This is a genomic window from Paraprevotella clara YIT 11840 (assembly GCF_000233955.1).
Lineage (GTDB): Bacteria > Bacteroidota > Bacteroidia > Bacteroidales > Bacteroidaceae > Paraprevotella > Paraprevotella clara.
The window spans coordinates 123,893-139,282 of the sequence record NZ_JH376618.1; the positions used below are offsets into that span (position 1 = coordinate 123,893).

Genomic DNA, 15,390 nt, shown 5'->3' on the forward strand with positions numbered 1-15,390 from the left:
GTGATTCTTGCTGTGCCGTGATGTCCGGTAGCGACCGGTAGGCCGATCCAAGCAAGGCGACCTGCGCCGATACGAACAGGAACATCTGTCCTTTGCGGCAGAGGGGAATGGGAGTGGACGAGGAGGGAGAGGTGAACCGCTATAAATAAGAAGGCGTTTATCATGCGCTGGTTCTTGACGCTTCGAATCTCGCAAATTCAAAATTGTAGTCATGAACTATGCAACGGTAGATGCCCATGGGATGTTTTTATAAATATCCCCGAGGGATTGTTTTGTCCATTTGCCCCTATGGGCAGAAGGAAGGAGGCAAATCCCAAGGGAGATTATATAAACTCATCGGCGTGGGTTCTGCGTTGCTCGTTCTACTACAATGGGCAATGCGAGAGCCTCGAAGCATGGGACGGGTGACGGGTACAGATCTCCACGCTTTTTTGTTATAGTTTTCCATCAAGAGTATCATCATGCCGATGCTGGGAGGTCGATAGGCACATTGTTGTTTTAAAGAGACTTTATGAAGAAACGACTATTATTGGTGACCATGGGGGCGGCTTCGTTCCTCCAGTCCCCAGCGCAGCAGTTGCTGCCGGAGAACCCTGTCCCGCTGGAGCGTATAGGCATTCCCGACTATTCTTCGTTTTATGATGCTGACAGGGACGGAGTGAAAGAATATTATTACGACTTGGGGCATGAATCCATGAGACGCTACCATTGGAAAGCTCCCGGCTGCTATGGAGCGTATGTGCCGATTGCAATTCCGGATGTCGCCCACTTTGGCAACGGGCAGTATGGCATGTTGTTGCATGCAAATAATGACGGCATCCCGGACTTTTCAGGTTTTGTGTTTTCTGATGCTTGGGTTACTCCCATTGCCATAAGTGAAACCGATGGGACCTACCGTCTGATGAATCAAGCCAATTCTGCTTATCCGCTGGATGTGAACCACGACGGATTGCCGGACTTGTTCGCGTTCAACAATACGGACTGGGACATCCTCTATCAAAATCCCGACGGGACGTTTACCGCCACGCGCATCGATACCCTTTCGCGTACGCAGGCCGATTCGTTGGTGGCCCGTAAGGCGGAAGAGGCTGACGGGAAGTTCGACACCGGTGGCCTGCCGTCGTTGCGTGACGGCATGTTTGTGGGCGGCGGCCATGTGACGGACGAAAGCTACAAATTCACTCAGGCAATCGACGTGAACCGCGACGGCTATATGGATTTGGTGGGGCCGCGTACGATTTTTTACAACATGGGCGACAACCGTTTCGTGGCCTCCCGGCAACCGGGCGAGCTGACCGTGAAGGACTTGAACGGCGATGGCATTCCCGACTACATCTATAATGATACGGAAGGCAAGCGTGTGTACACCCGTACCTACTTGGGCGGTGACCGTTTCGAGGAACAGACCTTGGTGAAGGATTTGGACGTGACGGACATCCATTGCTACGACTTCGACAAGGACGGTGACGTGGACATTCTGCTCACGTTCGACTATCTGTATTCTTCCTCTTTCTCTTTCCTGCTTTTTGCCGAGAACACGGGTGGCGGGCATTTTACCCTTCACGAGTATTCCTTTGCCTCCAAATGGGCGTTCGGTGCTTGTCTCGATGTGGACAATGATGGCTTTATGGAACTTTTGGCCGGTAAGCAGGGATTGTATTATGGTGGTGAAGAAAGGTCGGGTTCGGTAGAGGGTTTATATTTGTTCCGCTTGGACAACATGAAAAATGTAGAAGAACCGAATGATATACTGGTGGCCGGTACTTTTGGTTATGACCGTAGTGGTAGCAGTGCAACCGACTGGAAAGAAACCGTCATCAGCGGATTGAGCGAAAATGTCATATTGGCAGATATAGACAATGATGGTTATCTGGACATCTTGGCTGATACGTCGCGCCTCTTCGGAAATCATTATGAACCGAATGAGGTTGTAGGGTATTGGGCCACCAAAGACTTACCCCTTTTGCAGGGCATCCCGGCCAACGAAGCCCCGCAACGCATGTCTGCCCCTTCAGTAAACCTCGACCGCAAGAGCGGCAAACTGAAGATTGCTTGGCAGCAGGGAAAAGACAAGGAGACTTCTACCGTGGATTTGACCTATGCCCTCCGCATCGGCAGTGCGCCCGGTAAGGACGACATCTATTTCTCGGGGGCGAATGCCGACGGCAGCCGCCGCGATTTCCGTCCCGGCAACATGGGAGCAAATCTGGATGCCACGTTGGATGTGAGCCGTTGGAAGCAGGGGACGTATTACATTGCCATACAGACGGTGGATCCGATGGGCAAAGGCTCGGCGTGGTCGGACGAGGTGGTGTACAGGCACGACCTCGTACAAGCAGCGTTCACGGTGTCGGATGATGAGTTGGCAGCGGCAGACACGTTGGTACTGACGGCAGCTTCCCGTGCCGACGGGTTGGACTACGCTTGGGATTTCGACGGAGGAAAAGCCATAAAGGCCTCGGCTGACAGCGCACAGGTATGGCTGACGTTCAGCGTGCCCGGCGAGAAGCATCTCCGCCTGACGGTGACGAATCCGGCGGATGGCACGGAGGATATACGCGAAAAGGTAGTGACGGTGCAGCGTGTTTCATTCGAGCGTCGCGAAGCTGCGGCTTTCGGGTTCACCGAATCTCGACATTTCTGGGATATGGATGGGGATGGTGTGTTGGATGTGATAGACAAAAACGGCTTTTATGTGCACGACGGTGCGGGGCGTTATGAGAAATTGGGCACGATATTCAACTCCAATTTGCAGATACCCTATAGGGGAGATGGATTGCCTCCTTTCCTCGACTTCGACATGGATGGGGATGCTGACATCGTGTTAAAGAGCAATAAGGGCAACCTGATACTCAATAACGGGAACAACTCGTTCGAAGCGCAGGAAAGCAGCTCTTGGTTTTGTGTCAATTCCGGATACACAAGCGAAGTGATGCCGGACTTGAACAACGACGGCTTCAATGAATTGTATTACGATTCCAATGCTTATGGTGAATTCGACGGGATTTGTGTGAATACGGGAGATAACGTCCGTTTTGAACAGTTCCAATTTCCCAAAACCGGGGATGAGTACAATTTTAGCTTCAATTACCAAAAAGGTTTGATGTATGATATTAACAGGGACGGTTACCCTGACTTTTATTCTCAAAATGCATCGAGAGTCATCGACAATGCCTGGTACAGATGCGAGGCTATTGCCATCAACCAAGGCGGGATGGATTTCACTTATCATATAGTTTCCATAGACGACGGCAGTGATAACCCTTACCGCATCTTCTTGGAAGACATGGACAGCGATGGCATGCCGGACAAGGTGATGGTATATGGCAATAGAAGTATGATGGATAGGATTGTGGTATGTTTCGGAAACAAGGATTACACTTTCTCCTCGCCGGTCGAGTATGTTTTCGGGAATGCCCACAGCACCCGTTATGCCGTGAATGTGCTCCAAATAGCCGATTTCGACAACAACGGCTGTCCGGACATCTTGGTGTACTATGATTTTTATGAAGCGGACGTGAACAAGACGGAATACGCCATACTTTATATGGAACGCGACCGATCGGGACGGGTGGAAGTGTTGCATAATCAGGAGTTTGGGTATATAGATGGCATGGCCGACGTAGACCACGACGGTGTTCCTGATTTTTATTATGGATGGAATGACGGGCCAACTATGCTCCGCACCGGCATCGAGAACACCGCTCCCGAAGCTCCGACCCACGTACGAGCCACCCAGGAAGGCCTCGGCATATTGTTGGAATGGGATGATGCTTACGACAAGGAAACCCCGTCCATGCAGATGCGCTACAATGTGAGCGTAAAGAAGAAAGGGGCAGAAGGCGAAGGCGCTTATATCATCTCACCGCTGAACGGCGGAAACGGCAAGGCAGCGGTCATCCCCGGGGCATATTACCAGAAAGCCACGCGCAAGATGATTCCCATCGAGCGGTTCGAGGCCGGACAGGAATATGAGGTGCAGGTACAGGCCATAGACCTGTGGGATGCCCATTCGCCCATGTCGGAGACCTATTCCTTTAAGGTGAGCGAGCAATTCATCGCCGGACCTACGGTGACGGCACCGCGCAAGGCTGTGGCTTTGACGTATAATGTGCCCGATGCCGCTTTGCAGACCGCCGAGTGGGACTGGGACGGCGGGACGCTTCTCGGTCAGGAAGGGAAACGGTTTGAAGTGGCATGGAATGAGCCGGGGCTGAAAACCGTGACCGTCCGCACGGCAGATGGCGAAACGGCTACCAAAAATGTGATGGTGCGCGACATCGACCTTTCGTTCGACTTCCCCGCCGAAGGACTGGCCGGGACGGAGATTACCTTCACGCTTCCTGAAGCCTTTGCACAGGCTTCCCGCGAGGACATCGACGTGAAGCTGTCGGACGAACGTATCGAGATGCTGCTCCGCGTAGGGAGCCGGGAAGCCAAGGCGGTGTTCCCCGATGCCGGTGATTATTCCTTCCGCTTGTCGGTGCGCGATTCCGTGTGCGGCGTGGTGGAATCGGAAGAGAAGCACATCCGCATCGTGGGCGAAGTGCCTGTGCCCGTTATCCGTTTGGTAGGCATTGATGCGGCTACCGGCAAGAACAAAGTGACGTGGGACATGCCCGGCATGCCGGATTTCGTCACTACCGTGAATATATATAAGGAGAGCGGACGCTACAATGCCTTTGACTGCATTGCGCAGGTGGCTCCCGGAGCGGGCGAGTTCGTAGACACGTCCTCCAATCCCTCTGTCTCGTCCGACCGCTATTGCATCAAGTTGGGCACGACGTTCGGTGTGGAAAGTCCGGCCAGCCGTGTGCACAGCGGTACGCACCTGATGCTGAACAAAGGAGTGGGCGGTGCCGTCAACCTGATATGGAACGCCTACGAGGGTGGCATTGTGGACAGTTACCGCGTCTTGCGCGGAACGTCTGCCGACCGTCTGGAACTGTTGGCCGAGGTGTCGGGTGCCCATACGGCCTACACCGACCTGAACGCCGGGGACGGGACGTATTTCTACGCCTTGGAGTATGACGAGACCTATTCCGACGAATGGCAACCGATGACGAGGACATCCAAGGAGAGGTCGTCCGGAAGCGGTCGCTCCAATGTGGTATGCACGGACGGGGCATGGACAGTGGTACCTGCCGAACAGTTGAACGTGCTGGCCATAGAGAAGGAACTCGTGCTGACACCTTCACGGCCCACGTTGCATTTGCAGGCCGAAATCCTGCCGGCCATGGCGGACATCCGTACGGTGAACTGGCAGATTCTGGAAGGCGGCGAACTGGCTTCGCTGACTCAAAACGGTGTGTTGACGGCCCGGGGAAAGGAGAACGGTGAAATCGTGGTATGCGCCACGACCGTGGACGGAACAGGCATCGAGGCCCGTGTGACCGTCGTGAAAAAGGATTTCGGCATCCTGCCGCAGTCGGTCACAGTGACCACGGTGGAAGGTACGACGCAGTTGACTCCCCTCACTGGGCGGTTGCACTTGCAGGCATCCGTGCAACCCGCGAATGCCTCCCAACTCGTAGCATGGAGCGTGGTACAGGGAGCCGGTCTGGCCACCTTGGATGAAGACGGCATCCTGACCCCGACCGAAACGGGCAACGGAGACATCGTGGTGCGTGCTACCTCTTTGGAGGACACTTCCGTGTACGGCGAGTTGACCCTCCATAAGGAAGGTTTCTCCGGTGATGGAGTAGAGGGAGTGAATGCCGGACAGATGTCGGTGCACCGCGTCGGCGACGACCTGTGGATTGAAGGTCTGCCTGAGGACAGCGAATGCGGTTTAAGCATCGTGGATCCCTCCGGACGCGTGCTTTCCACGGAATACCGGCGCGAGGGACATTCGGGCAGAATCTCTTTGGCGCGTCTGGCTTCCGGCACCTATCTGCTTCAGGTGGTTACCGGTGAAGGCAAACAAGCGTTCCGTTTCTTCAAGTAGGCCGGAACGTACATCATAAGGAAACGCCCCGGGCATTCGGTTGTGGCCGTAATGTCCGGGGCGTTTGGTGTTTTTCAGAGTCCAAGAAGGTGGGTTTGTAAATATCGTGTACTTCTAAAAAGGTTGGCTTTCATCGGCGGATTTTTCTGCGCCAAATGATTTTTCAATCTCAGGCAAGCGATTTTTCGTTCTGCGCCAAATGATTTTCGTTTCTCTTGAAGGTGAAAAACCGATAAGATGAACACGTGGAAATGAAGTGCTAAAAGTGGAATGACTGCTTGGGGAATGCTGATTTATTTTATTGTTTTACAGAAGTTTATGCAGCGTTAGGATAAAACGGGCTGTTCTTTTCTTCCGAAAGGAAAGGCGGTACATCACGTTTGTAAAGTTCGGAAATCGGGATGCGCAGGATGTCATATTTATTGAAAAAATGCCTTTATGACATTTTTCTTTTGGCCGGATGAAAAATAAGTCCTACCTTTGCAGCCGAAATAATATTCGTAATGTTTTGTAATCCTCATCGGAGGGCAACAATGAAATGCCGGATAAGATGACTGGGTAAAACCAATCAACTTATCCGGCATTTTATGTGTGGTAAAATAAAAAAGACGTAGAAATGAAAGAATTGGATTTGACACAAGGGAGCGTGCCGAAGGTTCTGCTACATTTTGCAGTCCCGTTTTTATTGGCCAATGTGCTTCAGGCACTCTACGGAGGAGCCGACTTGTTTGTGGTGGGGCAGTATGACGATGCTGCGAGTGTGGCCGCCGTGGCCATCGGAAGTCAGGTGATGCAGACTGTGACGGGCGTCATTCTCGGGCTTACCACGGGGACGACCGTGTTGATTGCTATCGCCACGGGAGCGAAAGATTACCGGAAAACGGCGTCCATTATCGGAACCTCCATCGGGCTGTTTGCCGCAGTCGGTGCGGTACTGACCTTTCTGATGGTAGCTTTTCATAGCCGGACGGTGCAGTTGATGCACACTCCGCCCGAGGCGTTGTCCGATACGGAAGCCTATCTGTGGATTTGTTCGTTGGGCATTCCTTTTATTATAGGATATAATGTCGTGTGCGGTATTTTGCGCGGACTGGGAGATTCGCGCACGCCGCTCTATTTCGTGGCGTTGGCTTGTGCGTTGAACATCGTGCTGGATTTCATTCTGGTGGGTGGCTGCCATCTGCGGGCGGCGGGAGCGGCCATAGCCACGGTCGCTTCGCAAGGGGTAAGCTTTGCTACGGCCTTGTGGTATCTGTACCGGAAAGGTTTCCATTTTGAGTTTACGCGTCGCGATATCCGTCTGGACGGACAGCTTTGCAGGCGTGTGCTGCTGCTGGGAGCACCTATCGCGTTGCAGGATTTGTTGGTCAATTTTTCCTTTTTGCTGATTACGGTCATTGTCAACGGTATGGGCGTGGTGGCTTCGGCGGCTTTGGGAGTCGTAGAGAAGCTGATAGTCTTTGCCATGTTGCCGCCGATGGCCATATCGTCGGCCGTGGCGGCCATGACGGCACAAAACTACGGTGCCGGGCTGCGTGTGCGCATGAACCGTTGCCTGTATGCGGGCATCGGCATGGCGTTGGTCTTCGGCGTTTCGGTGTGCCTCTATTCACAATTCCTGCCGGACACGCTGACGGGTATCTTCACCCGCGACAGCGAGGTGGTGCAGATGGCTTCCGGCTATCTGCGGGGATACAGCATAGATTGCATCATGGTGAGTTTCGTGTTCTGCATCAATGCCTATTTCAGCGGGCAGGGCAATTCCGTGTTTCCCATGGTACACAGCGTGATTTCCACCTTCCTCTTCCGCATACCTTTGTCTTACGGCTTCAGTCTGGTGAGTTCTTCTTCTTTGTTTCTCATGGGGTTTGCTCCTCCGTTGTCCACTTTGGTTTCGCTGATGATATGTATCGGGTATATGAGATACAAGAGAAAAAAGGAAATTATTCCGGTTTATGCGTAAGAAAGCTGTTAAAAACAGATGAGGGGAAAACGTATTTCCCATAAAATATCTAATTTTGCAGCGTAAATAAAAAATGTAAGTATGAATTTGTCTGAACTGATACAGAAACGGCAAAGTGACCGGAAATACGAGTCGCGCCCTGTCAGCCGTGAAATGGTGATGAAATGTCTGGAAGCTGCACGGCTTGCTCCTTCGGCTTGTAATTCACAACCGTGGAAATTTGTTGTCGTGGACGATGTGGCGTTGTTGCCGCAAATGGGAGCGGCGGCTGCCGGGATGGGGATGAACGGGTTTGCCCGTGAGGTGCCCGTCATCGTAGCTGTGGTGCTGGAGAAAATGAACTTGACGGCCCGTATCGGTAGTGTCATCAAAGACAAGGAATACTCTTTGCTCGACGTAGGCATCGCAGTGGAGCATTTTTGTTTGCAGGCGGCCGAGTTGGGTTTGGGGACTTGTATCATGGGCTGGTTCGACGAAAAGAAAGTGAAAAAGCTGCTCGGCATCAAAGGAAAGCGCGTACCTCTGCTCATCTCGTTGGGCTATCCGGCGGGGGAGACCCGCAAGAAAGCGCGCAAGTCGTTGGAGGAGATGAGTAGTTGGAACCAATATTAATACGGGAATCATGGATAATAAAAAAGTGAAAGGCTATGCCTATGGTGTCATAGCGTCGGTAAGTTACGGGCTGAATCCGTTGTTCGCCCTTCCGCTTTATGCTTCGGGCATCAGGGTGGATTCCGTGTTGTTCTACCGTTATGTGTTTGCCTTGCTGTTCCTGGCCGTGATGATGAAGATGAGCGGACAGTCGTTTGCCCTGAAACGGAATGAGATACTTCCGGTGGCGGTCATGGGATTGCTGTTCTCCTTCTCGTCGTTGTTCTTGTTCCAGAGTTTCAACTACATGGATGCAGGCATCGCTTCTACCATTTTGTTCATGTATCCCGTGCTGGTGGCGGTGATTATGGCCGTGTTCTTCAAAGAAAGGTTGAGCGTGGTGAAAATAGCATCCATTGCCACGGCTTTTGTAGGTATTTCCATGCTTTATAAAGGCGAAGGCGGTGCCACGCTGAGCATGACGGGCGTGTGTCTGGTGCTGATGTCCTCGTTGACCTACGCACTGTATATCGTAGGCGTGAACCGTTCTTCCTTAAAAGAGATGCCGGGATTGAAACTCACGTTTTATGCCATTTTGTTCGGTTCGTTGGTCTATATCGTCCGTCTGCGCGGAGGGATGGATTTGCAATGGCTTACGGAAGGAACGCAATGGATGAACGCGTTGGGACTGGCTTTGTTCCCGTCCCTGATATCCATGGTGACCATTGCGAAAGCCATCCGGAACATCGGTGCCACGCCGGCTGCCATTCTCGGGGCGTTGGAGCCGCTTACGGCATTGTTCGTAGGTGTCATGGTATTCCACGAGAGGCTTACGGGCGGTAATGTGGTCGGCATCTTGCTGATTCTTTTTGCCGTGACGCTGATTGTAGTCGGGCCGCGCGGATGGTTGCGGTTCAAGGCCGTGTGGCATAAGCGGACGGTTGGATAAAGCTCGTGTCGGCTTGTATGGAAAACAGCAAAGGGACTGTCCCGGGATTGGCCGGTGACAGTCCCTTTGCTGTCTGGGGGAGGAGGTTAACGCTTTTGTATGTTTTTGCCTGAAGCGGATACTTGCACGGGATTCCCCGAATAGGCGATGCTCCCTCCGCCGCTTGTGTGGGCATTCAGCGATTCCGAGGCGTGGCACGAAATGTCTCCTGCCGAAGAGGCATTGGCATCCACATGCTGGGCTTCCATATTGCCGGCATCGATGTCGCCGCTGCTCGAGGCTGTATATTTGGCTTGTTCACATTTACCCTGCAGACGAAGGTCTCCGCTGGAGGTGGCTGTGGCTATCAAATGCGTGCACTCCAACCCTTTGATGTGCAAATCCCCGCTACTGTTACATTGCAAGTCGGCCTGTTGGCATTTTGAACCACCGAAATAGATGTCGCCGCTGCTGTTGGAGGCCGCAGTGAGGAGGCCGCAGGAAACGGACTTGCCTGATATGTCACCGCTGCTGTTGGATGTGGCATGCAGGTCTTTGCAACTGATGTCTTGGCACGAGATGTCACCGCTGCTGCCTGCCGTGAGACGGAGGGTACCCTTTACGTGCAGGCCGTCCTTTACGAAAATGTCCCCGGAACTGGAGGCAGACAAACTGCCGACCGGGCGTGCCTTGACATGTACTTCCTTTATCCCTTTGGTTTTTGTGGGGTCTTTGGGCTTTTTCATGCCTACGACCAATGTCCCGTGGGCATCCACTTGTACACTGATGTAAGGCAGGACGGCCTTGCTCGCACGGATTTCCACGGACGTTTCATCCTCAGATGGGATATAAACCACATCGACAGACGACGTGGCTGATATGGCGTTGAAGTCGCCGACGGTCACTTTCTGGGTCTGTATGTCTTTGGGGCTTGCCCCGGTTTCCCCGTCACAAAGGGATTGGGCAGGGCTCTTTGTGCAGCTACAGTAGGCAATGGCTGAGACGAGAAGAAGAAAAATCTGTTTTTTCATACTTTTTATTTTATAGGATTAATGTGGTCTCTTCCCGAGGGTGTCTTGCAAACGATGCGCGGACGTCCTTTGTAGGATATGCTGCCCGTGCCGTTCACCTCCCCCTCTATCTTGCGGGTGGCATGGCAACTGACCGTCCCTTCGCCGGTCACCGTAGCTGTGGCATCCATGGCTTGCAGCCCTTCGGCTTCGATGCTTCCGCGCGACGTATTGGCCAGTGCGGCCTTTGTGCAACTGCCCGTGAGGGTGACGGTTCCGGAGGAAGAGGATTGTGCCGCAACGTCGGTAGCCGTTATTTCCTTGGCGTTGATGCTGCTTCCCCCTTCGGCTTGCGCATTCAGGAGGTGGCAAGTGATACCGCCGGTCAGGTCGATGGAAGCATTTGCTTTTGCATGTAGTGTCATGTCGCGGCACGTGAACTGCTGGTCGGCATGGAAACTTTTGTCGGACGTGGCGGAAATGTACAGATCCCGGCAAGTGATGGGGCCGCATATTACCGGACCATCGGCTGTGACGCGAACGTCGCCGTCACTATATGCCCCGTCTTTCAGGATGAGTGTGCCGGTTCCTTTATTGTGGAACGTGTCCATGGGAGGAGCTTTCAGTTCGATGCTGAACGGGGTATCCGAAGAGATGTCGGCGAAATGTTTCATGTTGACAAGGAGTGTTCCATTCTTGTTGACGTAGACTTCCAAAAATGGCAATACGTTTTCCGGCGCATTGAGTTCTATGTCTTTTTCACCGGGAGTGGGGGTATAGATGATGTCGAGGGAAGCCGACGTGACAAGAGTGTTCAGACTGTCCACCGAAATTTTCCGGCTATCGTAATTCTTTCCTGCCGTGAGTGCCACGGTCTTGACTTCCCTGACCTCTGTCACTTCGTACACACCGGCGTATCCGGCGGCAAAACCCTCGTAGCTTTTTCCCATATTCCGGATTTGCAGTTCGGCATAGGCCGGGTAGCCGTTCCGGGTTCCTTGGGTGGCGTTGTCGTAAGTGGGCAGGAGTTTTCCGGTCAGGTCCTTGACCCAATATACCATTGTGTCACCGCAAGAGGTGAAAGTGCGGACTTCGTGTCCTATGACCAATTCTCCCCGGACTGTTTGTAGGGGAATATCCGTGAGGACGATGCTTTCCGGATCGAAGAGAGGCTGCTCTTGTCCTATTTCCATGAAGATGGCTTTGTCCGGATGGCTGTCGTGGATTTCAAAATACCTCCGTCCGCTGTTGCCCGCGCCCCAACCGTTACAAGTAGAGGGGATGGCCTCTTTCGCTTCCATGGCGGCTTCGATTCGGTCGGCATAGTCGCCGGTGGGTACGAGGACGTAGCGCGTCACTCCCTTGCGTTCGCAATCTTCTTCCTTGAACTTGCAGGTTTCTTCGCTGTTCCATCCCGGGCTTTCTTCCAATTGGTCCAGTACGTCGTCGATGTCGCCGTCTTCGATATGGAAGATTTTGATGACGGGACGGCCGTCGGAGCGGGAGCGGCCTGTGTGTTTGACGACTGCCCCTTCGAGCATCCCGTCCGTGACGACACAAGTCTGGCTGTCGCGTTGTGCCCAGAATTGCAGTCCTGCGCCGGATACGATTTCCCATTTGAATCCTTGGCGCGCTTTTTGCGTCGGCTGTTCCGGGAAGACGGGATACTTGCCGTCGCGGTCGCCGAAACAGGCTGTGAGTAGGATAAGATAGAGTCCTGCGGTAAATTTAAACAAAGAGCTTTTCATTGGGTGTAGGGTTGAGGTTTATAAATAAACAAGGAGTATTCTTGCCGGAACCGGATGGTCCGGAAAGAAATACTCCATGTCGTATGGTTATCGGATGAACAACAGTTCGCGGTATTTCGGAAGCGGCCACATCTCGTCGTCCACGATGAGTTCGAGTTTGTCTACGTGGTAGCGTATGCTTTCCAACATGGGAGCCACCGTGTCGTGGTAGGCAATGGCTTTCTCGCGTACGTTTTCAATGCGGTTGGCCACCTTCCGGTTTTCCACCAGCCGGTCTGCATTTTCGGCAATGAAGCTTGTGTGTTCCGAAATCTTTTCTATCAGTTCCAGGTTCTTGGCATTCAGTCGAGCCGCGGTCTCAGCAGGGAAAACCTCCTGTACTTTGTGCACGTTGTCTATCAAGGCACTTTGGTAGCGTGTGGCCACGGGAATGATGTGATTCATGCACATGTCGCCGAAGATGCGTGCTTCCACTTGTACCTTTTTGGTATAGGTTTCCCATTTGATTTCGTTGCGTGCCTCGATTTCATTGCGTGTGAACACATGGGTCGTCTCGAACATTTTCACGCTGCTTTCGTCCAAATAACGGTCGAAGATAAGGGGACAACTGCGTTCCGTATCCAGTCCGCGGCGTCGGGCTTCTTCCTGCCATTCTTCGGAATAGCCGTTACCGTCGAAATGGATGGGCTTGCACGTCTTGATGTCCTCGCGTACCACTTGCAGGATGGCTTTGGTCTTGTCTACGCCGTTTGCTATCAAAGCGTCCACCCGCGTCTTGAAGTCGATAAGGGCTTCGGCCATAGCCGCGTTCAGGGCTATCATGGCGGCGGCGCAGTTGGCTTGTGAACCGATGGCGCGGAACTCGAACCGGTTGCCTGTGAAAGCGAAGGGAGACGTACGGTTGCGGTCGGTGTTGTCGAACAGCAGTTCCGGAATTTGCGGGATGTCGAGCTTCATGCCGTGTTTGCTGGCTACGTCTATCAGTTCGTCGTCCGTAGAATGTTCCAAATGTTCAAGTATGTCGCTCAGTTGCTGACCGAGGAACGAGGAAATGATGGTCGGCGGAGCCTCATGCCCTCCCAAGCGATGGGCGTTGGTGGCACTCATGATGGAGGCTTTGAGCAACCCGTTATGGCGATAGACTGCCATGAGCGTTTCCACGATAAAGGTGACGAAACGCAGATTGTCGGTCGGCGTTTTGCCCGGCCCGTGCAGCAGGATTCCGGTATCGGTAGCCAGTGACCAGTTGTTGTGTTTACCTGACCCGTTGATACCGGCGAACGGTTTTTCGTGCAGCAAACAACGGAATCCGTGTTTACGGGCTATTTTCTTCATCAGCGACATGAGCAGCATGTTGTGGTCCACTGCCAGATTGGTCTCTTCATAGATGGGAGCCAGCTCGAACTGGTTCGGAGCCACTTCATTGTGGCGCGTCTTGCAGGGGATGCCCAGTTCCAAGGCCTGTATTTCCAAATCCTTCATAAATTCGGCCACCCGTTCGGGGATAGAACCGAAGTAATGGTCGTCCATTTGCTGGTTCTTGGCCGATTCGTGCCCCATCAGCGTGCGTCCGGTCATGAGCAAGTCGGGGCGCGTGGCGTAGAGCCCTTCGTCCACCAAAAAATATTCCTGCTCCCAACCCAGATTGGAAATGACTTTTTTCACGTCCGGATAGAAGTAGCGGCATACGTCGGTGGCCGCCTTGTCTACGGCATGGATGGCCTTTTTCAGGGGAGCCTTGTAGTCGAGCGCCTCACCGGTATAAGAGATGAAAATCGTGGGAATCATCAGGGTGTCGCCGAGAACGAAGACGGGCGAAGCGGTGTCCCAGGCAGAATAGCCGCGCGCTTCGAACGTGGAGCGGATGCCCCCGTTGGGGAACGAAGAGGCATCGGTTTCCTGCTGGATGAGCTGCTTGCCGGAAAATTCTTCCACCATGCCGCCTTTGCCGTCGTGTTCCACAAAAGCATCATGTTTCTCGGCCGTGCCTTCGGTGAGCGGTTGGAACCAGTGTGTACAGTGGGTCACGCCCAACTCCATGGCCCATTTCTTCATACCGGCAGCCACGACATCGGCCGTTTGCAAGTCGAGCGACGCACCGTTGTCTATCACATCGCACATCTTTTTATATACGTCGGCCGGGAGATATTTGAACATCTTCTGGCGGGTAAATACATATTTGCCGAAGAATTCGGACGGTCTTTCGGCCGGGGCCGGAACTTCTACGGCTTTCTTCTTGAAAGCTTCGCCTACAACTTCAAATCTTAGTGAGGATGACATATACCTTTTTGTATTATGGGTTATTTAAATGTTTAATCAATAAAACGGCGGGTGAGCGGAGCGAACTCTTCGATGCGGCGGTCGCGCAGGAAAGGCCACCAACGGCGCACGTTTTCCGAGCGTTCCAAATCAATTTCCACCACCATGTTTTCTTCCGCGTCGCGACTGGCACGTGCCAACATCTCGCCCTGCGGACCGGCCACGAAACTGCTGCCCCAGAACCGTATGCCACGGGTTTGTCCGGACGGGTCCGGCTCATGTCCCACACGGTTCACCGCGATGACCGGCAGGCCGTTGGCAACGGCATGCCCCCGTTGCACCGTGGTCCATGCCTCGCGTTGGCGTTCCTGCTCTTCGGGGATGTCGCTGCTTTCGTATCCGATGGCCGTAGGGTAGATCAGGAGTTCTGCGCCTTGCAGTGCCATGAGACGCGCACCTTCGGGGTACCACTGGTCCCAACATACTTGCACGCCTAACTTGCACAGCGATGTCGATATCGGGTGGAAGCCCAGGTCGCCCGGGGTGAAATAGAATTTCTCATAATAAGCGGGATCGTCGGGGATGTGCATCTTGCGGTAGGTTCCTGCGACGGAGCCGTCGGTGTCGAACACCACCGCCGTGTTATGATACAGGCCGGCTGTTCGCCGTTCAAATAAAGACGTGACCAACACGATACCGAATTGCCGGGCCAGTTCGCCGAAGAATCCTGTGGACGGACCGGGAATCGGTTCGGCCAAATCGAAATTCTGCGTATCTTCCATCTGGCAGAAATAGAGCGAGTTGTGTAACTCCTGAAGCACGACGAGCTGTGCGCCGCGCTTACATACGTCTTCTATGTTTTGTGCCAACTTGTAAAGGTTGGCCTTGGTGTCTGCGGTATTGGACTGTTGCACCAGTCCTACTTTTATCTTTCTCATGAGGGT

General features: G+C 53.3%; 8 protein-coding genes. 4 read left to right on the top strand and 4 right to left on the bottom strand.

Features of this window, described 5'->3' with window-relative positions:
- Window positions 1–511 precede the first annotated feature (511 nt).
- The 4 genes from HMPREF9441_RS13685 (at window position 512) to HMPREF9441_RS13700 (ending at window position 9,450) form a co-directional block, all read left to right on the top strand.
- Entirely contained in the window at window positions 512–5,947 is a 5,436-nt protein-coding gene (locus tag HMPREF9441_RS13685) for a T9SS type A sorting domain-containing protein (protein ID WP_008622221.1), read from the top strand.
- 616 nt (window positions 5,948–6,563) lie between these two features.
- Window positions 6,564–7,910 carry an MATE family efflux transporter gene (locus tag HMPREF9441_RS13690; RefSeq protein WP_008622225.1) on the top strand — a complete coding sequence of 449 codons (1,347 nt, stop codon included), beginning with the start codon at window positions 6,564–6,566 and terminating at the stop codon, window positions 7,908–7,910.
- Between the two features lie 81 nt (window positions 7,911–7,991).
- Complete coding sequence (locus HMPREF9441_RS13695; protein WP_008622226.1) at window positions 7,992–8,522, top strand: nitroreductase family protein; 531 nt, start codon at window positions 7,992–7,994, stop codon at window positions 8,520–8,522.
- 10 nt (window positions 8,523–8,532) lie between these two features.
- On the top strand, window positions 8,533–9,450 hold the full coding sequence (locus HMPREF9441_RS13700) for a DMT family transporter (RefSeq protein ID WP_008622228.1): 918 nt from the start codon (window positions 8,533–8,535) through the stop codon (window positions 9,448–9,450).
- A gap of 86 nt (window positions 9,451–9,536) precedes the next feature.
- Here the strand turns inward: HMPREF9441_RS13700 and HMPREF9441_RS13705 are convergent, their stop codons facing one another.
- From HMPREF9441_RS13705 to HMPREF9441_RS13720, 4 genes are all read right to left on the bottom strand, one after another.
- A complete protein-coding gene (locus HMPREF9441_RS13705; protein WP_008622230.1) occupies window positions 9,537–10,460 on the bottom strand; it encodes a head GIN domain-containing protein in 924 nt (307 codons plus the stop codon).
- Window positions 10,461–10,465: 5 nt separating this feature from the next.
- Window positions 10,466–12,187: a GIN domain-containing protein gene (locus HMPREF9441_RS13710; protein ID WP_008622231.1), complete on the bottom strand. Its 1,722-nt coding sequence runs from the start codon at window positions 12,185–12,187 to the stop codon at window positions 10,466–10,468.
- Between the two features lie 87 nt (window positions 12,188–12,274).
- Window positions 12,275–14,467, bottom strand: a complete 2,193-nt coding sequence (locus HMPREF9441_RS13715; protein ID WP_008622232.1) for a glutamine synthetase III family protein — start codon at window positions 14,465–14,467, stop codon at window positions 12,275–12,277.
- Window positions 14,468–14,499: 32 nt separating this feature from the next.
- Window positions 14,500–15,384 carry a carbon-nitrogen hydrolase gene (locus tag HMPREF9441_RS13720; RefSeq protein WP_008622234.1) on the bottom strand — a complete coding sequence of 295 codons (885 nt, stop codon included), beginning with the start codon at window positions 15,382–15,384 and terminating at the stop codon, window positions 14,500–14,502.
- Between the last annotated feature and the right edge of the window lie 6 nt (window positions 15,385–15,390).